Annotated in this window: 22 protein-coding genes and 1 tRNA gene; 20 read left to right on the top strand and 3 right to left on the bottom strand. The window is 38.5% G+C overall.

The window, feature by feature from the left end; all coding sequences use genetic code 11:
• Positions 1-19: 19 nt before the first annotated feature.
• The 3 genes from HMPREF0381_RS13515 to HMPREF0381_RS13505 all read left to right on the top strand — a co-directional run bounded on the left by HMPREF0381_RS13515 (position 20) and on the right by HMPREF0381_RS13505 (position 5,143).
• Positions 20-3,478, top strand: a complete 3,459-nt coding sequence (locus HMPREF0381_RS13515; RefSeq protein WP_008752573.1) for a DNA polymerase III subunit alpha — start codon at positions 20-22, stop codon at positions 3,476-3,478.
• A gap of 135 nt (positions 3,479-3,613) precedes the next feature.
• Entirely contained in the window at positions 3,614-4,384 is a 771-nt protein-coding gene (locus HMPREF0381_RS13510; protein WP_050784259.1) for an Mrp/NBP35 family ATP-binding protein, read from the top strand.
• Between the two features lie 45 nt (positions 4,385-4,429).
• A complete protein-coding gene (locus HMPREF0381_RS13505; protein WP_040461539.1) occupies positions 4,430-5,143 on the top strand; it encodes a GTP pyrophosphokinase in 714 nt (237 codons plus the stop codon).
• Positions 5,144-5,180: 37 nt separating this feature from the next.
• On the opposite strand, the gene HMPREF0381_RS13500 is transcribed toward HMPREF0381_RS13505, so the two are convergent.
• Both HMPREF0381_RS13500 and fumC read right to left on the bottom strand, forming a co-directional pair.
• A complete protein-coding gene (locus HMPREF0381_RS13500) occupies positions 5,181-6,542 on the bottom strand; it encodes an MATE family efflux transporter (RefSeq protein WP_008752570.1) in 1,362 nt (453 codons plus the stop codon).
• Between the two features lie 52 nt (positions 6,543-6,594).
• Entirely contained in the window at positions 6,595-7,959 is a 1,365-nt protein-coding gene (gene fumC, locus HMPREF0381_RS13495; RefSeq protein ID WP_008752569.1) for a class II fumarate hydratase, read from the bottom strand.
• 152 nt (positions 7,960-8,111) lie between these two features.
• Here fumC and lepB point away from each other — a divergent pair, with 152 nt between their 5' ends.
• The 15 genes from lepB to HMPREF0381_RS13420 all read left to right on the top strand — a co-directional run bounded on the left by lepB (position 8,112) and on the right by HMPREF0381_RS13420 (position 20,706).
• Positions 8,112-8,642: a signal peptidase I gene (lepB, locus tag HMPREF0381_RS13490; protein ID WP_008753640.1), complete on the top strand. Its 531-nt coding sequence runs from the start codon at positions 8,112-8,114 to the stop codon at positions 8,640-8,642.
• A 20-nt stretch (positions 8,643-8,662) separates the two neighbouring features.
• Positions 8,663-9,508: a ribosome biogenesis GTPase YlqF gene (gene ylqF / locus HMPREF0381_RS13485; protein ID WP_008752567.1), complete on the top strand. Its 846-nt coding sequence runs from the start codon at positions 8,663-8,665 to the stop codon at positions 9,506-9,508.
• 1 nt (position 9,509) lies between these two features.
• Positions 9,510-10,154 carry a ribonuclease HII gene (locus tag HMPREF0381_RS13480; protein ID WP_008752566.1) on the top strand — a complete coding sequence of 215 codons (645 nt, stop codon included), beginning with the start codon at positions 9,510-9,512 and terminating at the stop codon, positions 10,152-10,154.
• Positions 10,147-10,488: a YraN family protein gene (locus HMPREF0381_RS13475; RefSeq protein ID WP_008752565.1), complete on the top strand. Its 342-nt coding sequence runs from the start codon at positions 10,147-10,149 to the stop codon at positions 10,486-10,488. The genes HMPREF0381_RS13480 and HMPREF0381_RS13475 overlap by 8 nt, the downstream gene beginning before the upstream one ends.
• Complete coding sequence (gene pgeF, locus HMPREF0381_RS13470; protein WP_081457419.1) at positions 10,479-11,336, top strand: peptidoglycan editing factor PgeF; 858 nt, start codon at positions 10,479-10,481, stop codon at positions 11,334-11,336. Before HMPREF0381_RS13475 ends, pgeF begins: the two co-directional genes overlap by 10 nt.
• Positions 11,337-11,451: 115 nt before the next feature.
• Entirely contained in the window at positions 11,452-11,757 is a 306-nt protein-coding gene (locus tag HMPREF0381_RS13465) for a hypothetical protein (RefSeq protein ID WP_008752563.1), read from the top strand.
• A gap of 19 nt (positions 11,758-11,776) precedes the next feature.
• Positions 11,777-13,057 carry a PLP-dependent aminotransferase family protein gene (locus tag HMPREF0381_RS13460; RefSeq protein ID WP_008752562.1) on the top strand — a complete coding sequence of 427 codons (1,281 nt, stop codon included), beginning with the start codon at positions 11,777-11,779 and terminating at the stop codon, positions 13,055-13,057.
• Positions 13,058-13,059: 2 nt separating this feature from the next.
• Positions 13,060-14,697 carry an ABC-F family ATP-binding cassette domain-containing protein gene (locus HMPREF0381_RS13455; protein WP_008752561.1) on the top strand — a complete coding sequence of 546 codons (1,638 nt, stop codon included), beginning with the start codon at positions 13,060-13,062 and terminating at the stop codon, positions 14,695-14,697.
• Between the two features lies 1 nt (position 14,698).
• On the top strand, positions 14,699-15,457 hold the full coding sequence (locus tag HMPREF0381_RS13450; protein ID WP_334290622.1) for an exodeoxyribonuclease III: 759 nt from the start codon (positions 14,699-14,701) through the stop codon (positions 15,455-15,457).
• 27 nt (positions 15,458-15,484) lie between these two features.
• A complete protein-coding gene (locus tag HMPREF0381_RS13445; protein WP_008752559.1) occupies positions 15,485-17,257 on the top strand; it encodes a type II secretory pathway glycosidase in 1,773 nt (590 codons plus the stop codon).
• 70 nt (positions 17,258-17,327) lie between these two features.
• Positions 17,328-17,399 (top strand) — tRNA-Gln (locus HMPREF0381_RS13440).
• A gap of 67 nt (positions 17,400-17,466) precedes the next feature.
• Positions 17,467-18,120 carry a gamma-glutamyl-gamma-aminobutyrate hydrolase family protein gene (locus HMPREF0381_RS13435; RefSeq protein ID WP_008752558.1) on the top strand — a complete coding sequence of 218 codons (654 nt, stop codon included), beginning with the start codon at positions 17,467-17,469 and terminating at the stop codon, positions 18,118-18,120.
• An 8-nt stretch (positions 18,121-18,128) separates the two neighbouring features.
• Positions 18,129-18,839: an acyl-[acyl-carrier-protein] thioesterase gene (locus HMPREF0381_RS13430; protein WP_008752557.1), complete on the top strand. Its 711-nt coding sequence runs from the start codon at positions 18,129-18,131 to the stop codon at positions 18,837-18,839.
• Between the two features lie 9 nt (positions 18,840-18,848).
• On the top strand, positions 18,849-19,670 hold the full coding sequence (locus HMPREF0381_RS13425; protein ID WP_008752556.1) for a CvfB family protein: 822 nt from the start codon (positions 18,849-18,851) through the stop codon (positions 19,668-19,670).
• Between the two features lie 49 nt (positions 19,671-19,719).
• Positions 19,720-20,706, top strand: a complete 987-nt coding sequence (locus tag HMPREF0381_RS13420; RefSeq protein ID WP_008752555.1) for an SH3 domain-containing protein — start codon at positions 19,720-19,722, stop codon at positions 20,704-20,706.
• A gap of 21 nt (positions 20,707-20,727) precedes the next feature.
• Here HMPREF0381_RS13420 and HMPREF0381_RS13415 read toward each other — a convergent pair whose 3' ends face one another.
• On the bottom strand, positions 20,728-20,964 hold the full coding sequence (locus HMPREF0381_RS13415) for a hypothetical protein (protein ID WP_008753652.1): 237 nt from the start codon (positions 20,962-20,964) through the stop codon (positions 20,728-20,730).
• Positions 20,965-21,121: 157 nt separating this feature from the next.
• On the opposite strand from HMPREF0381_RS13415, the gene trkA reads away from it, so the two are divergent.
• Complete coding sequence (gene trkA, locus HMPREF0381_RS13410; RefSeq protein ID WP_040461535.1) at positions 21,122-22,480, top strand: Trk system potassium transporter TrkA; 1,359 nt, start codon at positions 21,122-21,124, stop codon at positions 22,478-22,480.
• Positions 22,480-23,928 carry a TrkH family potassium uptake protein gene (locus HMPREF0381_RS13405; RefSeq protein ID WP_008752552.1) on the top strand — a complete coding sequence of 483 codons (1,449 nt, stop codon included), beginning with the start codon at positions 22,480-22,482 and terminating at the stop codon, positions 23,926-23,928. Before trkA ends, HMPREF0381_RS13405 begins: the two co-directional genes overlap by 1 nt.
• Positions 23,929-24,001 lie beyond the last annotated feature (73 nt).

The raw sequence follows: 24,001 nt of genomic DNA, 5'->3' as shown, positions 1-24,001 counted from the left end.
AAGTTTAAGAAGGAGGATTATGTCTTTTACACATTTACATGTACATACAGGATATTCACTGCTTGACGGATCCTGTAAGATAAAAGAGATAATAAGTCGTGCAAAAAAACTGAACATGGCTTCACTGGCTATCACAGACCATGGTGTAATGTATGGGGTCATTGATTTTTATAAAGAAGCCAAGGCAAACGGTATCAAGCCTATACTTGGATGTGAGGTATATGTAAGCCCTTCATCAAGATTTGAAAAACAGGCAAAGCAGGGTGATAGATACTATCATCTTATTTTATTGGCAAAAAATAATAAAGGCTATGAAAATCTGACAAAGATAGTTTCAAAAGGCTTTACAGAAGGATTTTATTATAAACCCAGAATAGATTTTGAACTGCTGAAAGAATATCATGAGGGGATAATAGCACTTTCGGCCTGTCTTGCAGGAGAGATTCCGAAGCTTATATCAAGAGGGAGAGAAGAGGAAGCAAAAAAAGTAGCCAAAAAGTATAAGGATCTCTTCGGTGAAGATAATTTCTATCTTGAGTTGCAAAATCATGGTATACCGGAGCAAAAGTTTGTGAATCAGTCACTTGTAAAGATAGGTAAAGAGCTTGATATTCCGCTTGTGGCAACCAATGATATACACTATATCAATGCGGAGGATGCCAAAGCACATGATATACTCTTATGCATACAGACAGGTAAGACTGTATCTGATCCGGACAGAATGAGATATGAGGGCGGACAATTCTTTTTAAAGTCGGAAGATGAGATGAAAGCCCTGTTCCCATATGCGCCTGAGGCTGTTGAAAATACCGGTAAGATTGCAGATATGTGCAATGTGGAAATAAAGTTCGGTGAGACCAAGCTCCCCGAGTATCCGGTACCGAATAATCTGTCTGCCCGAGAATATTTGGAGAGCTTATGTAAGAGCGGTTTTGAAAGAAATTACCCTAAAGATTATGAAAACAGAGAAGAAATAGAAAAGAGAATGTACTATGAGCTTGGAGTTATAGAGACAATGGGCTATATAGACTACTTTTTGATAGTGTGGGATTATATAAATTATGCCCGAAGTGTAGGGATATCTGTAGGACCGGGAAGAGGCTCCGCAGCAGGCAGTGTTGTTTCGTATTGTCTCGGTATTACAGATATAGATCCGATAAAGTACAATCTTATCTTTGAGAGATTTCTAAATCCTGAGAGAGTATCAATGCCCGATATAGATGTTGACTTTGCAGATGAGAGAAGAGGTGAGGTCATTGACTATGTGGTAGGTAAATATGGCAGTGAGCGGGTATGTCAGATAATCACATTCGGTACATTACAGGCAAGAGGTGTTATCAGAGATGTGGGCAGAGCTATGGAGATTCCTTATGCCAGATGTGACAGTATTGCAAAGATGATACCGAGGGATAAGGACATTACTTTAAGTCTGGCACTTGAAAGAAACAAGGAACTGAAAGAACTCTATGACAGTGATGAGGTGGTTCATGAGCTTATTGACTACAGTTTAAAGCTTGAGGGCTTGCCAAGACATGCCAGTATACATGCGGCAGGTGTTGTAATATCAAAAAAAGCGGTGGATGAGTATGTGCCGCTTGCACTTGGAATTGATGATGCGGTGACTACACAGTTTACTATGACCACTTTGGAAGAGCTTGGACTTTTGAAGATGGATTTTTTGGGGCTTCGTACACTTACGGTACTTCAAAACGCCTTGGAGATGATAAAGAAAAATCACGGCGTGGATATTGATCTCAAAAAAATAGACTATTCGGATAAGAAGGTATATGAGTTCATTTCTACAGGAAAGACCGATGCGGTATTTCAGCTTGAGAGCGGTGGAATGCAAAACTTTATGAAAAGGTTAAAGCCTGAAAATTTGGAAGATATTATAGCAGGTATCTCTTTGTACCGTCCGGGACCTATGGATTTTATCCCGAAATATATTGACGGAAAGAATTCAAAGGGCAAGGTAAGCTATGATACTCCAAAACTTATTTCCATACTTGAGCCGACTTACGGCTGTATTGTATATCAGGAGCAGGTAATGCAAATCGTAAGAGATCTTGCAGGTTATACTATGGGTGGAAGTGATGAGGTTCGCCGTGCAATGAGTAAGAAAAAAGCTCATGTTATGGAGATGGAGAGGAAAAATTTTATCTATGGCAATGAAGAAAAAAAAATCAAAGGATGTATAAAAAACGGTATAGATGAAAAAGTGGCAAACAGGATCTTTGATGAGATGATTGATTTTGCAAGCTATGCCTTCAACAAATCACATGCCGCCTGTTATGCTGTTATTTCATATCAGACTGCATATTTAAAGTATTATTATCCGAAAGAATTTATGGCGGCATCACTTACTTCAGTCAGTGACAATCCTGCCAAACTGTCTGAGTATATGGGCAGTCTTACAGACATGGGCATTAAGATTTTGCCGCCTGATGTAAACCTTGGTGAGGGGGCTTTCAGTGTGGATAAGGACGGTATCAGATTCGGACTTGCAACTATAAAGGGTGTGGGAAAGGCTGTAGCTGATGTGCTTGTAAGAGAGCGCACACTGAACGGAAGGTATCTGACACTTGAAAATTTTATAAACAGATTACCGCAAAAAGATTTAAATAAGAGAAGTATTGAAAGCTTTATAAAGGCAGGTGCACTTGACGGTTTAGCAGGAAACAGACATGAAAAGATTTTGAATGCGGAGCTTCTTATAGATAAGAAGTCTAAGGAGAGTAAGGCGGTTATTCCGGGTCAGATATCATTTTTTGATGTGGTGGATAAAGATGATAGAGACAGTTTTGTGTCTGAGATGATACATATAGATGAATACAAAAAAGAAGAACTGTTAAAGTATGAGATGGAAGTACTCGGAATGTATGTCAGCGGTCATCCTCTTGAAGAATATATCACAATGCTTGAGAAATATACCGATGTCAGAAGTATAGACTTTTATCCTGATGAGGACGGCAATATTTTGATTGAGTCAGGCAGAAAGGTGGTAGTCGGCGGTCTGCTTAGTGAGGTAAATAAAAGATTTACAAAAAAAGGCGATATGATGGCTATATGTACATTGGAAGATATGTATGGCAGAATCGAACTTGTAGTATTTCCGAAAGCTTTTGAAAGCTATGGAAGTGAGCTGACAGAAGGCGGAAAGGTCTTTGTAAAGGGCAGAGTGGATACTTCAGGTGAGGAAGAAGGAAAGCTGATTGTTGAGACTGTGAGAGAGTTTGGAAGAGTGAAGAAAGAACTTTGGATACAGTATGCCGACAAGGCAAGCTATGAAGAGGACCTTGGTAACCTGCTGACAGATATCGGAACATTAAACGGAAATGACAGCGTCATCATTTATCTAAAAAAGGAGAGGGCAAAAAAGGATCTCGGAGGTGAGTGGTGTGTGCCTGCAAGCGAGGCTTGTGAGATTTTATCACAAAGACTTGGAAGTGAGAATGTAAAGATAGTAGAGAAAATCTAAGTGATAACAGATTAATACATGGAAAAATTTAGAGTCTTTTAGTATAATAATATTGTACTGTGATTGATGGGCAATCCGGTATTATATAATTTAGTAAGAAAGGAAATCATAGGCTTAGAACTATGCGGTTTTAATATGGCAAATAATGAATTCAGGGAAGAGCTCGACCCACAAAGCAGTGTAAATAAAGTAATAGGTATTGTTTCAGGAAAGGGAGGAGTAGGTAAGAGCCTTGTGACATCTCTTATGGCTATAAAGGCTATGTCAAAGGGTTTTAGAGTAGGTATCATAGATGCGGATATTACAGGTCCTTCAATACCTAAGGCATTCGGTTTAAGCGGAAAGCTTGGTGTTACATATGATGAGCTGATGGTTCCTGCCGTTACAAGTACAGGAATCAGTGTAGTAAGTACAAATCTTATCCTTGAGAATGAGACAGACCCTGTTATATGGAGAGGTCCTGTGATTGCAGGTGTTGTAAAGCAGTTTTGGAAAGATACTCTCTGGAACAATATTGACTATATGTTTGTAGATATGCCTCCCGGAACGGGAGATGTTCCGCTTACAGTATTTCAGTCCATACCTGTAAGCGGAATTATCATAGTTACAAGTCCGCAGGAACTTGTTTCAATGATTGTTACAAAGGCTGTAAATATGGCAAAGAAGATGAATGTACCTATATTGGGTATAGTTGAGAATATGAGCTATTTTGAATGTCCTGACTGTGGACACAGACATGAGATATTTGGAAAGAGCCATATTGATGAGATTGCAAAAGAAGAGGGAATTAAGGTTTTAGCAAAGATTCCGATTGACCCTGAGGTGGCAAAGCAAGTTGATGCCGGCCTTGTAGAATATGTACAGGCACCATGGCTTGATGAAGCGGCGGATTCTATTTTAAAATAAAATTTGATGTGGGCAGGTTTTGTCCACATCCGGGCGGGAGATCTTATGTATATATCAAATAATCCGAATAATGAGTTGGAACAGTCCATTGTACAGGTTCCTGATTTGGTACAGATACCGGATGAAATACATGAAATGGCACAAAAATTTCAAGAAGCAATGATGATGTACACATGTGCAATCAGAGAAGTAAAGACAAAGCTTGAAGTTTTGAATGATGAGCTTTCAGTAAAGAACAGGAGAAATCCTATTGAGATGATAAAGTCCAGAGTAAAAAAGCCCAAGAGCATAGTGGAAAAGTTAAAAAGACGCGGGCTTCCTCTGACACTTGAATCAATAGTGAAAAATCTTGATGATGTGGCAGGCATCAGAGTTATTTGTTCATTCCTTGATGATATCTATGAAGTGGCGGATATGTTAACAAGACAGGATGATGTAAAGCTGGTTGCAGTCAAAGACTATATAAAGAAACCTAAAGAAAACGGATATCGCTCATATCATCTTATTGTTGAAATACCTGTATTTTTTTCAGATAAAAAGCAACCTATGAGAGTGGAAGTACAGATAAGAACAATTGCTATGGATTTTTGGGCAAGCCTTGATCATCAGTTGAAGTATAAGAAAGAGTTTATTGACTCGGAGGATGTGGAAAGACAGCTGAAAGAATGTGCAGATGTAATAGCAGGTACAGATATTCAAATGCTTGCGATAAGAAAGAATATAGAATCTAAGGGTATAGAAGTAAGAAAACCCGGATAAAGAAGATACAACTTGGCGATGAACCAAGTTGTATTTTTTAGTATATATTAGCTTTTAACCAGAATTTCATTTTACTGAGTCCAAACATATATATAATAAACAGTATACTTGTAGTTATCCAGGAGAGCGGATAAGCCCAAAGTATAGTAAATATATTGGGATATCTCGGTACCATAATAATTACCCATGCTATTCTAAGTACGCATACACCGCTGGCTGTAATTATCATAGGTATCCAACTGTCTCCGATACCGCGAAGTGAGCCTGAGAAGACCTCAATTGTGATATAGGCGGGGAAAGCAAATACCATAAAGTTTAACATGGCGGTACCTATATCAAGTACACTTGTATCATTTGTAAATAATGTATAAATGGTTCTGCCGAAAAGCTTTAATAAAATGATAACTATTGCGGTAATGATAATTGCAAGAACCATTCCATGTATGATACCTTTTTTTACCCTGTCTTTGTTGCCATATCCGAAGTTTTGTCCTGTAAATGTGGTGACGGATATACCAAGTGACTGTATAGTCATCCAAAATAAAGTATCTATTTTACCATAGGCGGTAAATGCGGCTATTGTGTCGGTTCCAAGAGTATTGATAGAGGCCTGTATAAGTATATTTGCAATAGTGTACATAGCAGACTGCATTCCGGCGGCAGTTCCTATACTTATCATCTTTCCCAACTCCGGGAAATTGATATGTAATCTTTTAATATAAAGCTTCAGTGCATCCTCTCTTTTTGAAAGCACTGTGATAACAAGTATTGCACTGACTGTTTGTGAGGTAACGGTAGCAATGGCGGCACCGACCACGCCCATACCCAGAAAACGTATCAATATAATATCCAGAATTATATTGATAAAGCAGCTTATAATAAGAAAGATAAGAGGAGTCTTGGAATCTCCTACAGCTCTTAAAAGCCCTGCACCCATGTTGTAGATAAGGTTCGGTGCAAGCCCCAGAAAATAAATCTGTAGATAAGGTATTGCCATAGGCATTATATTTTCAGGTACATTCATATATAAGAGCATAATCTTTGAAAATACAGCACCGAATATACTTACTATGATGCCTACTATAAGTGAAAACATAATTGATGTATGCACACATTCACTTACAAGCCTGTTATTCTTGGCACCGAAATGTTGTGAGATGATTACACTGAATCCTGATGACAGTCCTACGAATATGCCGATAAAGAGATTTATCAGTGTGCCGGTAGTACCGCCTACTGCCGCAAGCCCGAGTTTTCCCACATTCTGACCTACTATAACAGCATCGGCCGTATTATACAGCTGTTGGAAGAAGGTTCCAAGAAGTATTGGGAAAAAGAATGATAAAAGTTGAGTATCTATATTACCCTTTGTCATATCAAGCTTTTTAGTTTGTTCCATATAAATCTTTTTTATAAGTCCTTTCTATAATCAATCTTTCTATATAAATCTTTTATATCATTTCTTCAGGTTTGAAAACTTTGTCAAATTGTTCTTCTGTCATAAGATTCAGTTTCAGTGTAGCTTCCTTTAGTGAGATATTTTCTTTATATGCCAGTTTTGCGACATTGGCAGCCTGTTCATAGCCGATATACGGGCTGATTGCAGTTACAAGCATCAGTGAATTGTAAAGATTTTCATGCATCTTTTCCTTATTTGCCTTGATACCACATATGCAGTGAAGTCTAAAGGAGTTCATTCCGTCCGATAGCAGTCTTACAGATTGCAGGAAGTTATAGATAAGTACAGGCATAAATACATTAAGCTCAAAATTGCCCTGACTTGCCGCCATATTTACAGCGACATTATTTGCATTTACCTGTACACATACCATAGTCATGGATTCACACTGTGTAGGATTTACCTTTCCCGGCATTATAGAACTGCCGGGTTCATTCTCAGGTATAAAGATCTCACCGAGTCCACATCTGGGACCGCTTGATAACCATCTGATATCATTGGCTATTTTCATAAGATCATTTGCCAGTGAAGTTAAGCCGCCATGTAAAAATGAAAGCTCGGACTTTGAGGTAAGTGCATGAAACTTGTTGGTATCTGTGATAAAGTTTTTACCGGTAAGTTTTGAGATATTTTTTGCAACAGCTTTGTCAAAGCCCTTTGGACAGTTAAGACCCGTACCTACCGCAGTGGCTCCAAGTGCAATTTTTTTGACAAACTCAAGTGAAGCTTTTATTTGATTATAGTTATTTTCAAGTGAAGCCCTCCAACCGCTTATTTCTTGTGAGAAGGCTATCGGAGTTGCATCCTGCAAATGTGTTCTGCCTGATTTTACTATACCGATATTTTCTTTTTCAAGCTTTTTGAAAGCAAGTATAAGTTCATTGAGTGAGGGAAGGAGCTTATCACTGATTTCAAGCACGGCGGCTATATGCATTGCAGTCGGGAAGGTATCATTTGAGCTTTGTGACATATTTACATCATCATTCGGGTGAAGCAATCTTTTACCTGCGAGTTCATTGCCTCTATTTGTAATGACTTCGTTGACATTCATATTGCTCTGAGTACCGCTGCCGGTCTGCCACACAGCCAGAGGAAAATGTGCATCAAGTTTCCCGGCAAGTATTTCTTTGCAAACATCATTTATTATATCCGCTTTTTCTTTTGTAAGTTTGCCAAGCTCATTATTTGTAGCGGCACAGGCCGCTTTCAGATAGGCAAATGCTCTTATGACTTCCATAGGGATCTTCTCAGTACCTATTTTAAAGTTTGACAGACTTCTTGCCGTTTGCGCACCGAAATATTTGTCCGCCTCCACCTCTATATTTCCCATAGAGTCATGCTCAATACGATATTCCATAGTTTTCTCCTATATGCTATAATAAAATGAAGTTCCGAAACGGAACTTTACGAGAGTGTACTCTTTATTGTTCTATGCCTTTACATTACCGGAACATTCTTAGTAGTATACAATATTTTAACAAAAAAAAGAATAAAAAAACAGGGAAACAGATGAAATTAAAAACACAGGAATCAAAATTTTTACTGATACTGGATACTTTGATGCAGCTGGCAGTAATACTTGCATTGGCTTGGTTTGTAGTATCGATATTTGGAGATAGAACATATATGGTGGGGCAGTCTATGTCACCGCAGATAGAACAAGGTGATGTGGCACTTATAAATAAGGCGGCATATACATTCTTCAAACCGAAAAGATTTGATGTTGTAGCTTTTAAAAATAAAGACGGCAGAGTGTGTATCAGAAGAGTCATAGGTCTTCCGGGTGAAACGGTGAATATAAAGGACGGTTATGTCTATATAAACGGCAAGGTACCTGAAAAGTTTTTTGAAGCAAGCGCCGGCGGATTGGCTTCAGAAGATATACAGCTTATGGCAAATGAGTATTTTGTGCTTGGAGATAACAGAGTGGGAAGCGAAGATTCCAGAACTTCCACTATAGGCAATATAACAAAGGATATGATAATAGGAAATACATGGATTAGATTATTGCCTATAAAAAGAATAGGTTTTATAAGGTGACTTGACGAAAGGACTTTTTTATGAAGATACAGTGGTACCCCGGGCATATGATTAAGGCAAAGCGTGCTATGTCTGATGTCATAAAACTTGTGGATATTATTATAGAGATGACTGATGCAAGGGCTCCTGAAGCCGGCAGAAATCCCGAGATAATGGAACTTGGAGCGGATAAGTCAAGAATAATTATACTTAATAAGGCGGATTTGGCAAATGAGCTTGCCAACAACAGATGGGCAAGCTTTTATAAGGAACAGGGGTATGAGTGTATGTTTATGGACTCCAGAAAAAATAACGGAGTCGGTGTACTTATAAAGGCAATAGACAATGTATCAAAGAAAAAGCGTGAGAGGGATGCCAAAAGAGGTATAAAAAACAGACCGGTCAGAGCAATGGTTGCAGGTATTCCAAATGTCGGTAAGTCAACTCTTATAAACTCGGTTTCAGGCAGAGCAATGGCAAAGACAGGTAATAAGCCCGGTGTTACCAAGGGCAATCAGTGGATAAAGTTGAAAGGTCAGATAGAGCTTTTAGACACTCCGGGAATACTTTGGCCAAAGTTTGAAGATGAGAGAGTCGGTGAGATGATTGCATTTATCGGCTCTATCAATGATATGATTATAGATATCAGAGAACTTGGACTTGAGCTTATCAAATGGTTGTTGAAAAATAAGCCTGAAGTTTTGCAGGAGAGATTTGATATCAAAGACGATGATGATGAAAATGCCGTTTTGATAAAAATAGCAAAAGTCAGAGGCTGTACAAAAAAGGGTGGTGAACCTGACTATGATAAGGCTGCAACTATACTGGTAAATGAATTCAGGTCAGGTAAGCTTGGCAGAATCACATTACAGATGCCACAGGAATAATATGAGAAAAATAAGTGAAGAAAAACTGGCTCTTGAGAGGCAAAGACTTGAGGGCATGAAGGAATTTGAAAATAAATACAGTGATTTTGAGTTTATTGCAGGTATAGACGAAGCAGGCAGAGGTCCGCTTGCAGGACCGGTAGTTGCGGCGGCGGTTATATTGCCGAAGGATATATTTTTGCCTTTTTTGAATGACTCAAAAAAGGTAACTGAAAAAAGAAGAGATGTGTTGTTTGACCGGATAAAACAGGAGGCACTTGCCTACGGCATAGGTATTGCTTCAAATGTACTTATAGATGAGATAAATATATTGCAGGCCACATATGAAGCTATGAGAGAGGCGATTAAAAAACTTAAGAAGACTCCGGATATTTTGTTGGTGGATGCGGTGCATATACCTGATATCACTATAAGACAGTTGGGTATAGTCAAGGGAGATGCAAGGAGTATCAATATTGCAGCTGCAAGTATACTTGCAAAGGTCACAAGGGACAGACTTATGCTTGAATATGACAAAATTTATCCTGAGTATGGCTTTGCTTACAATAAAGGCTACGGCACTGCAAAGCATATAGAAGCATTAAAAGAATACGGAGCCTGTGATATACATAGAAGAACTTTTATAGGGAATTTTGTCGGTGAATAAGCGTCAGATTGGCAGTATCGGAGAGGATATGGCTGTAGAGTTTCTAAAAAGCTGTGGTGTAAAAATCTTGGAAAGAAATTATCAAAACAGATTTGGTGAAATAGATATCATAGGCAGGGAAGATAATACACTGCTGTTTATAGAAGTAAAATACAGAAAGAATGAAAGTTTCGGTTATCCGCTTGAAGCTGTAGGCTTTGCAAAGCGAGAAAAGATAAGAAAGATGGCAAGGTTTTTCCTGAATGAAAATCATTATTATCGTTATAATATAAGATTTGACTGTATCGGAATAATAGGTTCACAGATAGAATGGATAAAAGGAGCATTTTATTGAAGATAGTAAAAAAGAATGACAGGCATATTTTGACATTAAAGAGAGCAAAAAACGGTGTGGAATATCTGTCATTTGATGCATTGGAAAAATATGACAATATAGTACAGGGATTTTCTACAAAGATAGGCGGAGTAAGCACAGGTCCTTATGCGACCATGAATCTCAGCTTCAGCAGAGAGCCTGATAACAGGGAGGGTGTCCTTGAAAACTACAAAAGAATGGCACAGGCTTTAGGTGTGGAATTAGAAAGCTTTGTATTATCTTATCAGGAACATTCAAATAATGTAAAAGTGGTAAGTGCTGAAGACAGAGGCGAGGGAGTGCTGTTTGAGAGAGACTACAGAAATATTGACGGTCTTATAACAAATGAGAAGGGCATCACATTAGGAGCTTTTTTTGCAGACTGTATTCCCCTTTATTTTTATGACAGAGTAAATAATGTGATTGGACTGGCACATTCAGGTTGGAGAGGTACCGTTAAAAGAATAGGTGCAAATATGACAGATTTGATGAACAGGCATTTTGGCAGCAAGGCAAAGGATATGGTAGCTTGCATAGGTCCCGGTATATGTGCGGACTGCTATCAGGTGAGTATGGATGTATATGAGGAGTTTTCAAAAAGCTTTGATAAAAAATATATGCCTGATATCTTTAGAGAGGATGAAAAAGACCACTTCAGACTTTCACTTTGGAGGGCGAATGAGATAGTATTGGAAGAGGCGGGAGTACACAGGGAGAATATATTTACTTCAAATATATGTACCGCCTGCAATAAAGAGATTTTGTACTCACACAGGGTAATGGGTGAAAAGCGGGGAAATATGGCGGCATTTATGGCGTTAAAATAATTATAGGATAGTTCTTATAAATAATATAAACTAAAAAATTGCTAAATTGCCGGCTTTTACTTGCTAAAACTCATTTAAGTATTTATACTATGTATATTTAAATAAAGGAGGCTATATGGAAGATTTTTTTAAGAAGTTAAGCATATATGGAAGTATTGCAAAAGAAGAGGGACAAAAGATAGCACAGTCAGCTTTGAATAAGGGCAAAGAAATAGCGGATATAACAAAGCTGAAAAGAGACATAAAGATAGAAGAGGATATTATAAAGTCATACAAAATGGTTATCGGGGAGTATGTAACTGCAAACGACCTTTTGAGAGAAGATGAACTTGTATTTGATCAAAGGTCAAAAATCCTGAAGAGTCAGGCAAAGCTTGAGGAATTGAAAGCAAAGCTTGAAAAGATGAGCAATAATAAGTAGTTATAAGGAGAATATAAAGATGCCATATGCAGATTTGACAAAGGAAGAGCTGTTGGAGTTGAAGAAAAGTCTGAAAGCGGAGTATAAGGCAATGCAAAACAGAGACTTAAAGCTTGATATGAGTAGAGGAAAGCCGTCACAAGAACAGCTTGATATTTCTATGGGACTTATGGATGTACTGTCATCAGATGCGGATCTTATGAGTGAGAACGGCTCGGATTGCAGAAACTACGGTGTACTTGACGGTATCCCTGAGGCAAAGGAATTACTGGGCGATATGATGGAAGTTCCGGCTGACAATCTTATCATCTATGGAAACTCAAGTCTAAATGTAATGTATGACTGCATCTCAAGATCATATACACATGGAGTAATGGGTTCTACACCTTGGTGCAAGCTTGACAAAGTAAAATTCCTTTGTATAGTGCCGGGATATGACAGGCATTTTGCTATAACGGAGTATTTCGGTTTTGAGAATGTGTGCATTCCTATGCTTGAGGACGGACCGGATATGGATATGGTTGAAAAACTTGTACAAAGTGATGAATCTGTTAAAGGAATCTGGTGTGTACCTAAGTATTCAAACCCTACAGGAAACTCATACTCTGATGAGGTTGTAAGAAGATTTGCAAGATTAAAGCCGGCAGCTAAGGACTTTAGAATTTATTGGGACAATGCCTATACAATTCACCATCTCTATGACCTTGACCAGGATCATCTTATCGAGATTTTGGCGGAGTGCAAGAGGGCCGGAAATCCTGATCTTGTATATAAGTTTGCTTCAACATCAAAGGTCACATTCCCGGGTTCAGGTATTGCAGCACTTGCAACATCACAGAATAATCTTGAGGATATAAAGAAGCAGTTAAAGATGCAGACAATAGGACATGATAAGGTAAACCAGCTTAGACATGTAAGATACTTTAAGGATATTCATGGTATGGTGGAGCATATGAAAAAACATGCAGACTCACTCAGACCGAAGTTTGAGATGGTACTTGATACTCTTGAAAGTGAGCTTGGCGGACTTGGAATAGCAAGTTGGACAAAGCCGAAGGGCGGATATTTTATCTCATTTGATACTATGGACGGATGTGCAAAAGAAGTTGTATCAAAATGTAAGAAAGCAGGTGTTGTACTTACAGATGCAGGAGCTACATTCCCAAGCGGAAAAGATCCGCATGATAAGAATATTCGTATTGCTCCGTCATTTCCGCCTGTAGCGGATTTGGAGATAGCTGCAAAGCTTCTGTGCCTGTGTACAAAGATGGCGGCAGTGGATAAACTCTTAGGAGAATAATAATGATAAGTGCAAATGGAATAACACTTAGATTAGGGAAAAAAGCCCTTTTTGAAGACGTTAATATAAAGTTTACACCGGGCAACTGTTACGGGCTTATAGGTGCAAACGGTGCCGGAAAGTCTACATTTTTAAAGATACTTTCAGGGCAGATAGAGCCTACAAACGGTGATGTGGTTATAACACCGGGAGAGAGACTTTCATTCTTGGAGCAGGATCATTTCAAATATGATGCATATACAGTTTTAGATACCGTAATTATGGGAAATGCAAGACTGTATGAGATAATGAAGGAAAAAGATGCGATATATGCAAAGCCCGACTTTAATGAGGAAGACGGTATAAAGGCGGCGGAACTTGAAGGTGAGTTTGCCAATATGAACGGCTGGGAGGCGGAGTCGGATGCGGCTGCACTTCTAAACGGACTTGGTGTAGATACAGAACATCACTACACATTGATGAGTGATATGCCGTCAAACCTTAAGGTAAAGGTACTTCTTGCAAAGGCACTCTTCGGTAATCCCGATATACTTTTACTTGATGAGCCTACAAACCACCTTGACTTGGACGCTATTTACTGGCTTGAGGAGTTCCTTATCAACTTTGAGAATACCATCATAGTGGTATCACATGACAGATATTTCCTCAATAAAGTCTGTACAATGATTGCGGATATCGACTACGGCAAGATACAGCTCTATGCCGGAAACTATGACTTCTGGTATGAGTCAAGCCAGCTTATGGTGCGCCAGATGAAGGAAGCCAACAGAAAGAAAGAAGAAAAGATTAAGGAGTTGCAGGAGTTTATTCAAAGATTCTCTGCAAATGCTTCAAAGTCAAAGCAGGCTACATCCAGAAAGAGAGCCTTGGAAAAGATTGAGCTTGATGACATTAAGCCCTCATCAAGGAAGTATCCTTATATAGACTTCAGACCGAACAGAGAGATTGGAAATGAAGTTCTTACTGTTGAGAATCTTTCAAAGACTGTTGACGGTGAAAAGGTACTTGACAATATCAGTTTTGTACTTAACAGAGAAGACAAGGTGGCACTGGTAGGTCCGAATGAGAAGGCGAAGACAGTTCTGTTTAAGATACTTGCAGGAGAGATGGAGCCTGACGGCGGAAGTTTCAAGTGGGGACTTACCACCACTCAGAGTTATTTTCCAAAAGACAATACAAAGGATTTTGCCGGTGATGAAACAATAGTTGAATGGCTTACAGGATATTCGGAGAATAAGGATGCCACATATGTAAGAGGATTCCTCGGCAGAATGCTGTTTGCCGGTGAAGACGGTGTAAAAAAGGTAAATGTACTCTCAGGAGGTGAGAAGGTACGTTGTATGCTCTCAAAGCTTATGATAAGCGGTGCAAATGTACTTATACTTGACGAGCCTACAGACCACTTGGATATGGAATCTATCACTGCACTTAATACCGGACTTGAAAAGTTCAAAGGTGTGTTAATTTTCTCATCAAGAGATCATCAGGTAGTGCAGACTACAGCCAACAGAATTATGGAAATCATAAATGGAAGCCTTATAGATAAGATTACCACATATGATGAGTATCTTGATTCTGATGAGATGGCAAGAAAGAGATTTACATATACCGTTTCAGCGGATGAAGAGAGTGACGACTGATATGAAAAAGATGATTTCATGGAATGTCAACGGGCTTAGAGCGGCTGTTACAAAGGGTTTTTTAGATTTCTTCAGAGATATTGATGCGGATATATTCTGTATACAGGAGTCAAAGCTTTCTGAAGGTCAAATAGAGCTTGATTTGCCGGGATATTATGATTACTGGAACTATGCGACTAAAAAAGGCTATTCAGGCGTAGCGGTATTTACTAAAGATAAACCGATTAATGTGACTTACGGTATCGGCATAGATGAACATGATAATGAGGGCAGAGTTATTACGGCAGAGTATGATGAATTTTATCTGATTACCTGCTATACTCCAAACTCACAGAGAGGACTTACAAGACTTGATTACAGAATGACCTGGGAGGATGCTTTTCTTGATTATGCATTAAAGCTTGAAGAAAAAAAGCCTGTAATATTCTGTGGTGATTTGAATGTGGCGCATAAAGAAATAGATTTGAAAAATCCGAAGACCAACAGAAAAAATGCCGGATTTACAGATGAGGAAAGGGCAAAGATGGATATTATTTTGTCCTCAGGTTTTGTAGACAGCTTCAGATTGCTGTATCCGGATAAGACGGATGCCTATTCATGGTGGTCCTATATGGGAGGTGCCAGAGCCAAGAATGTAGGTTGGCGTATTGACTATTTTATAGTATCTGCTAAATTAAAAGATAGAATAAAGGAAGCTAAGATTCACAGTGAAGTCTTAGGTTCAGACCATTGTCCGGTAGAACTGGATATAGAAATATAGGATATATTGTACTAAAAGGAGGTTGTTATGGTAGTGAGAGTTGACAGAGATAAGAGTTTTTATTATCCGGCGGGCATTACTGTGACGCCTTCCTTTTTTTGCATAAAGGTGATCAGAAAGTGTAAGAAACTCTATCTGAATCTCTATGAGAGAAATGTAGAAAAAGAAGTTGAGAAAATAGAATTTCCGCCTGAGTCACGTGTAGGTGATGTTTGGTTTATTAAGGTGGATATGCGTCTGAAAAAGACTTTTGAATATGCATTTGAAGATGAGAACGGCCATTTTGCGGATGAGTACGGCAAGAGCTTTTCAGGCAGAGACAGCTTCGGTAAAGTCAGTTTGATAGACAATGAGAGAAGAAGTCCTGTATATATAGCGGATTTTGATTGGGGAAATGACTTTGATAATGTGAAGGCTGTTGAGGATAAGAATTTAGATACCGCATTTATCTATAGACTTCATGTAAGAGGCTTTACAAAATCAAACAGTTCCAAAATAGTAGATAAGGGTACATTTAAGGGAATTTCGGAAAAGACGGATTATCTGAAAAAAATCGGAGCGGATTTTATAGATATAATGCCGGCTACAGAGTTTGACGAGTTTATAAGAGTGGCGGGAAGTTTTTTCTCACTGTTTGATAAGGAAAAGAAAGAAAAAATAATACTTAATTATTGGGGATATGCAAACAGTCTTAATTTTGCTCCAAAGGCAAGTTATGCTACAAAAAGATACAGAAATCCTGTAAATGAGTATAAGGCTATGGTAAAGGCTATGCATGAAGCAGGTATAGGAGTTATACAGGAATTTTTCTTTGATAAGAAAAGTATTGGCTATATCATAGATGTGCTTAGATTTTGGAAGCTTGAATACCATATAGACGGTTTTCATCTTGCAGGTGTTAATTACTGTGAAGAGATTGTAAGGGATCCGTATCTTCTTAACAGCAAGTTTATTTTTTCAAACAAGATATATGACATCAGGTCTGAGAATATTATATCTATGGACTATGACTATATGAACAATATGAGAAAGTATCTAAAAGGTGATGAGGGTATGATTCCGTTTGTTTCAAATGCAGTCAGTGATAAGAACGGTTATCTGAATTTTATTGCGGATATTAACGGTTTTTCTTTGGCGGATATATATAAATATGACTATAAGCACAATGATGCCAACGGTGAGGACAATGTGGACGGTTCAAATATGAACTTTTCATGGAACTGCGGCTTTGAGGGAGATACCAAGAAACTGCAGGTGTTAAACTTAAGAAAGAAAATGTATTTGAATGCCGTATTACTCCTGATGATTTCAAGAGGTGCCGTAGGAGTATGCAGCGGTGATGAGGTGTTACAGTCAAAGGACGGCAACAACAATACCTACTGCCATGACAATGATAAGAGCTACTTTAATTGGAAGCTTGTAAATAAGAATAAGGATTTTCTGGACTTTTTTATGGCAATGCTTGAATTTAGAAGAAAGTATATTCTGACAGGTATCGATAAACACAAAATTTCCATACATGGAATGCAGGTTTGGAAACCTGATTTTGAGTATTATAACAGACAGATGGGCATGCTTATAGAAGGAAAGACTGATATATATATTATTTTAAATATGCATTGGGACAGACATGAGTTTTGCCTGCCTACTATAAAGAAAGGCAGTTTTTGGCATATACTGGTAAATACGGATGATATAAATACACCTTTTAAAGGCGACGGAGCTGTGAAAGTAGACAATCATAGGAAGATAGCGGTAGAGGGAAGAAGCTGTGTTATTTTATTTGAAAAATTGATTTAGAATTTTTTTGAAAAATAAAAAATTTTATTGACAAATCTGGCTATATAGGGTATCCTATTAAAGTCAGTTTTGGGTTATCGCCAAATGGTAAGGCACTGGACTCTGACTCCAGCATTTCTAGGTTCGAATCCTAGTAGCCCAGCTTTAAAAACTCCCATTCAAACAAAGGTTTGTGGGAGTTTTTTAGTATATATAGACGAGGTTTTTTTATGAAGGTGGCACTGGCAGGGACAGAAAGCTTAACAAATTATATTGCCGCATTAAAAGCAAATGACATTGAAGTTATAAATACACTTGATATAGATAAGGCGCTAAAATGTGACGGATTGCTTTTGCCGGGCGGCGGAGATATTGATCCGAAATACTATGGTGAAGATATGGCCGGTTCGGATAAGCCGGATAGAGAACTTGATAAGGCACAGTGGGATGTTTTGGATGCATTTGTAAAGGCAAAAAAGCCTGTACTTGGAATTTGCAGAGGGATGCAGTTGATTAATGTGTACTTTGGAGGAAGTCTTTATCAGGACTTAAAAACAAAAGAAACACATTCAAGAAAGAACGGTGTTGACAGTGTACACAGTGTAAAAAGTATTGTTAAAGGAAATCTGTTTGAAAACTTATATGGCAGGGGATTTTATGTAAATTCGGCACATCATCAGGGAGTAAAAAAACTCGGTGAAGGTCTGGTATCCGTTTTGGAAGCGGAGGACGGAGTTTGTGAAGCGCTCTTGCATAAGGATTTGCCGATAGCGGCAACACAGTTTCACCCTGAGAGAATGTCATATAAGCAAAGAAGAGATGATACGGTTGCAGGTGAGGGTATCTTTGAATATTTCAAAGCTCTCTTAAAACAGTTAGGTTAGGTAGATTAATGTATTCATTTAATGAAAGAATCAGATATAGCGAGTTGGGGGAAGATGGGGAGCTGTCATTACTTGGACTTTTGAATTTGTTCCAGGACTGTTCAACATTTCAATCTGAAGATTTGGGGCTTGGAATAGATTATTTGCAAAACAAGAAAGAAGCCTGGTGGGTAAATTCATGGCAGATAGATATAAACAGGTTGCCTGTTTTGGCAGAGAGTGTGGAAGTGGGTACATTTGCATATGATTTTAAGAGCTTTTACGGATTTAGAAATTTCTTTTTAAAGGATGAAAACGGCGAGTTTTTGGTTAAGGCCGACTCCATATGGTTTCACTATGATCTGGAGAATAAAAGACCTACAAAGCCTACAGATGAGGCATTGAATAAATATCTGACAGGGCATGACAGGCATTTGGAAATGACAAAAATTGTCAGAAAATTTGATATACCAAGTGAGTATGAATCCGGTGATGAAATCATTGTCACCAAGAATGACCTTGACACAAATCATCATATGAATAATGCCATATATGTCAGCAAGGCAAGAAATCTTATTGATGAAGACTTTAAAGTAAAAAAAATAGGTGTACAATATAAGAAAGCGGCAGTATTACATGATATAATATTGCCGAGGATTACAAGGGATGAAAATTCTTATATTATAAATCTGGCGGATCGGGGCGGTGATACATACGCTGTCATTAAGTTTGAATATTAAGGAAGAATTATGGAATTAGGAAAGATACAGAACCTTAAGGTAGATAGAAAAAAAGATTTCGGTGTATATCTCACAGACGGAAGCGGTGAAGATGTATTGCTTCCGATGAAGGAAGTGCCTAAGAATTGTGAAGTCGGAAGTGAAATTGAGGTATTTATATACCGCGACAGCAAGGACAGACTTATTGCAACTACAAGGCGACCGAAACTTTTGGTAGGTGAGACGGGAAGACTTTTAGTGAAGTCTACTACCGGAATCGGTGCATTTTTAGATATAGGACTTGAAAGAGATGTGCTTTTACCTTTCAAGGAGACGGTGGGCAAGGTAAAAGAAGGTGATGAGATACTTGTATATCTGTATGAGGATAAAAGCCACAGACTTGCAGCCAGTGCAAAAGTATATTCTCATTTATCTGCAAAAAGTCCATATAAAAAAGATGATGAAGTGGCAGGTACTGTAATTGAAGTTAAAAAGATGGGTATCTTTGTGGCTGTAGATGACAAGTATAACGGTATGATCCCACCAAATGAGAACTTTGAAAATGTGAAGGTCGGAGACAGACTTGACCTTAGAGTCATCAGAGTAAGAGATGACGGCAAGCTTGATCTCAGCCCCAGAAAGAAGGCGTATTTGCAGTTGGTAAAAGATGCGGATATTCTATACAGTATAATGGAAAGAAGAGGAGGAAGCCTCGGCTTTGATGAGAGCGTTTCTCCTGACAGAATAAAGGCGGAACTTAAACTTAGTAAGAATGCGTTTAAGAGGGCCGTCGGACATCTTTTGAAAGAAGGTAAGATAGAACAGGCGGATGGGGATATCAGAATAAAATGACGAGTGTATAGGCTGCAGATTTTCTGCGGCCTTTTTTGAAAGGAGATATATGGCTTTAGTTGATAATGTGATAAGCAAGGCAAGGGAGTATATCGGTGTAAGCGAGAACCCTCCTGAGAGCAATAATGTGTTATTCAATACGGATTACTATGGAAGAGAGGTAAACGGTGCTTTTACATATCCATGGTGCGTGACTTTTTTGTGGGATATATTCAGAATGAGCGGTGCTGAGATTGTATTTTGTGACGGCATAAAAACAGCATCCACTGAAGCTGTATTTGCTCATTACAAAAATAAAGGTATGTTATTTGACAGCGGTAAGAGAGGAGATATTGTACTGATTTTGACTGACGGTGCCGGAAGTGAAAGGCAGGTAAATCATGCCGGACTTGTAGTAAATGTAAACAGTGACGGCACATATGAGACTATAGAGGGAAATACAGGCAGCGGAAATATTGCCAACGGCGGAATGGTGATGAACAGAGTAAGAAGTTTGTCAGGCAGAGGTTATAGGATAGTAGGCTTTGCCAGACCGAACTACCAAATCGGTACTCAAAAAGCGACATCAAATGAGATACCTGTCAGTGCAAGGCTTACTATTGTAGGGAGCGGTGTAAGGGTGAGAAAAGCTCCGGACACATCGGCACCTGTAACAAAAAACTTGAGTGAGGGAGATGTGGTAAGGGCAAGCGGCAGGATTGCAAGCAGGTACAATCCATGGTTTCATATAGACGGAGGGTATATAAGCGGAAACTTTGTAAAAGGCTGGGTAAAGGACTATAATGACAATAACAGATGGTGGTATGTGGAAAAGGACTATAAGTATGCGAAGTCACAGTGGAAGAATATATCAGGTAAAGACTATTGTTTCGGCAAGGACTCATATCTGTTTGTAAAATGCTATATCAAGTCGGCAGTCGGCGGAGTCTACTACTGGGTGGACGGTGACGGTGTATATCAAAAGCGGTACGATACAACAAATCCAAGCAGAAAATACAGGATAGTAGAGAACTATAAAAGTGAAAATGCACTATAAAAAGGGGTTTTGCCCCCCTTTTTATTCTCCCTGATACATAAATTTTATAAGTCTTTCCACATCCTCTTTATCATGTGCTACTAAATCAAGCTCCTTTATATAGCCGTTTGAAAAGATATTTGCCATTGAAAGATACTGTGTAAGCTTACTCTTTAAGTTGATTCTGTCACCTTCAGGTGAAACAAGCTCAACAGTACCCTTGCACTCGTCAACGACCTTAAAAAAAGCATCTACATCTTTGATATTTTGTATCTTCATATGTACCTCCATACAAATAATATTTTTTTACAGTATAGCAAAATAGATATCCGGAGTAAAGAAGACAATGCAAATGTGGAAAATATAATTTCGGTGTGCTACAATAAGCAAATGCCGTTTATAGGTATAATTAAGTATTTCAGTAATGGAGATAGAAATGCAGATAATAATTGTAGGTTGCGGTAAGGTCGGTTCGACTATTGCCGAACAACTCAGTGTAGAAGGACATGATATAACAATAGTTGATACAGATGAATCTGTAGTACAAGCTCTGGCAACCAGACTTGACATAATGGGTGTAACAGGAAACGGTGCAACACATTCTATTTTGATGGAAGCAGGTGTGGAAGAGGCGGATCTTTTGATTGCGGTTACAGAGTCGGATGAGCTGAATCTTCTCTGCTGTATGGTAGGAAAGAAGGCAGGTGCGGATCATACGATAGCAAGGGTCAGAAATCCTGAATACAGTCAGGATATCGGATTTATGAAAAAAGAGCTTGGGCTTGCAATGACTATAAATCCCGAGTATGCCGCATCTACCGAGATGGCAAGACTTCTAAGATTTCCGTCGGCAATTGAGATAGATACCTTTGGAAGAGGCAGAGTAGAACTTTTAGAGTATAAAATCGAGGCGGACAATATATTGGCCGGCAAAAGCCTTATTGATGTAGGTAGGAATATAAAGTCGGATATACTGATATGTGCAGTAGAAAGAAGAGAAGATGTTATTATACCGAACGGAAGCTTTGTACTTCAAAGCGGTGATATTATAAGTGTTGTTGCATCTACAGAGAATGCCAGAGACTTCTTCAAAAAAGTAGGTTGCAGCAGTAATGAGGTAAAGGATACATTGATAGTGGGCGGCGGAACTATTGCCTACTATCTGGCAAATCAGCTTATACCTCTGGGCATAAAGGTAAAGATAATAGAAAAATCCTATGAAAGATGTGAAGAGCTGTCTGCAATGTTGCCGAATGCAGTGATAATACATGGTGATGCGGCGGACAAGGATATATTGCTTGAGGAAGGCATTGAGAATTGTTCTTCCTTTGTTTCACTTACAGGTATAGACGAGGAGAATGCATTTCTCTCACTGTATGCAAAGAGTGTTTCAGGTGCAAAGATAGTGACCAAGATAAATCGTATTTCATTTGATGATATTATAGAGAAATTTGATCTTGGAAGTATGATTTATCCGAAACATATCACGGCGGAATATATTGTAAGATATGTGAGAGGTTTACAAAACAGTGTCGGGAATAATAATGTGGAGGCACTTTATAAAATAATACATGGCGAAGCTGAGGCACTTGAGTTTTATATCAAGGAAGATTCAAATATGACGGATAAAACTCTTGAGGCAATGCCTATAAGAGACGGAGTACTTGTTGCAGGTATTATAAGAGACGGCAAGGTTATGATACCGAACGGTAAGTCTATATTTAAAAAGAACGATTCAGTTATTATAATAACAAAGATTACAGGTATGCAGAATTTAGAGGATATATTAAAGTAATGAATTATTCAATTATATTATATATAGTAGGAAAGGTAATGATGTTGGAGGCCACCTGTTTTTTGATACCGGCAGTAACATCAATTGTATACGGTGAGCATGAAGGTTTTGCCTACTTGACAGTAGGGGTGGTTGCCGCCATTATAGGATTTTTAATTTCAGGCAAGAAGAAATTTGAGAATGTGTTCTTTGCCAGAGAGGGCTTTGTGATGGTTGCACTGTCATGGATAGTGCTAAGTGTAGTGGGAGCAATCCCTTTTGTAATTACCGGAGAAATTCCGAACATGATAGATGCACTGTTTGAGACGGTATCAGGTTTTACCACAACAGGAGCAAGTATCTTGGAGGATGTAGAAAGCTTAAGCCATACCTCACTTATCTGGAGAAGCTTTACACACTGGGTAGGAGGTATGGGTGTTATTGTGTTGCTGCTTGCAATACTTCCTATGGCGGGCGGCTACAATATGCATCTTATGAAGGCTGAGAGCCCGGGTCCTGTAGTGGGAAAGCTTGTACCCAGACTACGAGATACTGCTAAGATACTGTACAGCATATATCTTGTAATGACTGTTATAGAGTTTGTTATATTGGTGATTATAAGAATGCCGATATTTGATGCACTTTGTATCACCTTCGGTACGGCAGGTACAGGAGGCTTCGGAGTAAAGGGCGACAGTATGGGCAGTTATTCCTATGCTATACAGGTAGTGGTTACCATATTTATGATACTTTTCGGTGTAAACTTTAATGCTTACTTTGTACTTTTAGGCAAGCACAAAAAAGATGCTTTTAAGATAGAAGAGGTCAGATGGTACTTCGGGATCATATTTGCGGCTATTGTGGTTATCACAGTGAATATCAGAGGATATTTTGATAATATCTTCATAGCACTTAATCATGCGGCATTCCAGGTTGGCTCCATTATTACCACTACAGGATATTCAACCACAGACTTTGACAGGTGGCCGCAGCTTTCAAGAAATATAATTATATTCCTGATGATGTGCGGTGCCTGTGCAGGAAGTACAGGCGGCGGTATCAAAGTTTCAAGAATTGTAGTTATGGTAAAATCGGTATTTCAAGAGATAGGATATTACATTCATCCAAGAGGTGTAAAGACTATCAAGATGGACGGCAAGGTGCTTGAAAAACCTGTACTTAACAGTATCAGAGTGTTTATACTCACATATATAATGATTTATGTTATTTCAATGTTCTTATTATCACTTAATAACTTTGATTTTGAGACCAATTTTACAGCTATAGCCGCAACTTTTAACAATATCGGTCCCGGACTTGCCAAGGTAGGTCCTATGGCAAACTTCAATGTATATTCATATTTTTCAAAGCTGGTTTTGACCTTTGATATGCTTGCAGGAAGACTTGAGTTATATCCGATGCTGCTTTTGTTTTGCCCGAATATATGGAAAATAGGAAAAGGTAAATAATGTAATTATAAAGCACTTGCAATTTTTTTGTAGGTGCTTTATAATACCTACTAACATAATAGGAAAAAGGAAA

It is taken from the genome of Lachnoanaerobaculum saburreum DSM 3986, assembly GCF_000185385.1.
In the GTDB taxonomy this organism is placed as follows: domain Bacteria; phylum Bacillota; class Clostridia; order Lachnospirales; family Lachnospiraceae; genus Lachnoanaerobaculum; species Lachnoanaerobaculum saburreum.
This window is presented reverse-complemented; position numbering and strand designations above follow the sequence as displayed.

Excerpts from the sequence above, each read along its gene's own strand:
- HMPREF0381_RS13515 (WP_008752573.1), top strand. The coding sequence starts at position 20 with ATGTCTTTTACACATTTACATGTACATACAGGATATTCACTGCTTGAC.
- HMPREF0381_RS13510 (WP_050784259.1), top strand. The coding sequence starts at position 3,614 with ATGGCAAATAATGAATTCAGGGAAGAGCTCGACCCACAAAGCAGTGTA.
- HMPREF0381_RS13505 (WP_040461539.1), top strand. The coding sequence starts at position 4,430 with ATGTATATATCAAATAATCCGAATAATGAGTTGGAACAGTCCATTGTA.
- HMPREF0381_RS13500 (WP_008752570.1), bottom strand. The coding sequence starts at position 6,542 with ATGGAACAAACTAAAAAGCTTGATATGACAAAGGGTAATATAGATACT.
- fumC (WP_008752569.1), bottom strand. The coding sequence starts at position 7,959 with ATGGAATATCGTATTGAGCATGACTCTATGGGAAATATAGAGGTGGAG.
- lepB (WP_008753640.1), top strand. The coding sequence starts at position 8,112 with ATGAAATTAAAAACACAGGAATCAAAATTTTTACTGATACTGGATACT.
- ylqF (WP_008752567.1), top strand. The coding sequence starts at position 8,663 with ATGAAGATACAGTGGTACCCCGGGCATATGATTAAGGCAAAGCGTGCT.
- HMPREF0381_RS13480 (WP_008752566.1), top strand. The coding sequence starts at position 9,510 with ATGAGAAAAATAAGTGAAGAAAAACTGGCTCTTGAGAGGCAAAGACTT.
- HMPREF0381_RS13465 (WP_008752563.1), top strand. The coding sequence starts at position 11,452 with ATGGAAGATTTTTTTAAGAAGTTAAGCATATATGGAAGTATTGCAAAA.
- HMPREF0381_RS13460 (WP_008752562.1), top strand. The coding sequence starts at position 11,777 with ATGCCATATGCAGATTTGACAAAGGAAGAGCTGTTGGAGTTGAAGAAA.
- HMPREF0381_RS13455 (WP_008752561.1), top strand. The coding sequence starts at position 13,060 with ATGATAAGTGCAAATGGAATAACACTTAGATTAGGGAAAAAAGCCCTT.
- HMPREF0381_RS13450 (WP_334290622.1), top strand. The coding sequence starts at position 14,699 with ATGAAAAAGATGATTTCATGGAATGTCAACGGGCTTAGAGCGGCTGTT.
- HMPREF0381_RS13445 (WP_008752559.1), top strand. The coding sequence starts at position 15,485 with ATGGTAGTGAGAGTTGACAGAGATAAGAGTTTTTATTATCCGGCGGGC.
- HMPREF0381_RS13435 (WP_008752558.1), top strand. The coding sequence starts at position 17,467 with ATGAAGGTGGCACTGGCAGGGACAGAAAGCTTAACAAATTATATTGCC.
- HMPREF0381_RS13430 (WP_008752557.1), top strand. The coding sequence starts at position 18,129 with ATGTATTCATTTAATGAAAGAATCAGATATAGCGAGTTGGGGGAAGAT.
- HMPREF0381_RS13425 (WP_008752556.1), top strand. The coding sequence starts at position 18,849 with ATGGAATTAGGAAAGATACAGAACCTTAAGGTAGATAGAAAAAAAGAT.
- HMPREF0381_RS13420 (WP_008752555.1), top strand. The coding sequence starts at position 19,720 with ATGGCTTTAGTTGATAATGTGATAAGCAAGGCAAGGGAGTATATCGGT.
- HMPREF0381_RS13415 (WP_008753652.1), bottom strand. The coding sequence starts at position 20,964 with ATGAAGATACAAAATATCAAAGATGTAGATGCTTTTTTTAAGGTCGTT.
- trkA (WP_040461535.1), top strand. The coding sequence starts at position 21,122 with ATGCAGATAATAATTGTAGGTTGCGGTAAGGTCGGTTCGACTATTGCC.
- HMPREF0381_RS13405 (WP_008752552.1), top strand. The coding sequence starts at position 22,480 with ATGAATTATTCAATTATATTATATATAGTAGGAAAGGTAATGATGTTG.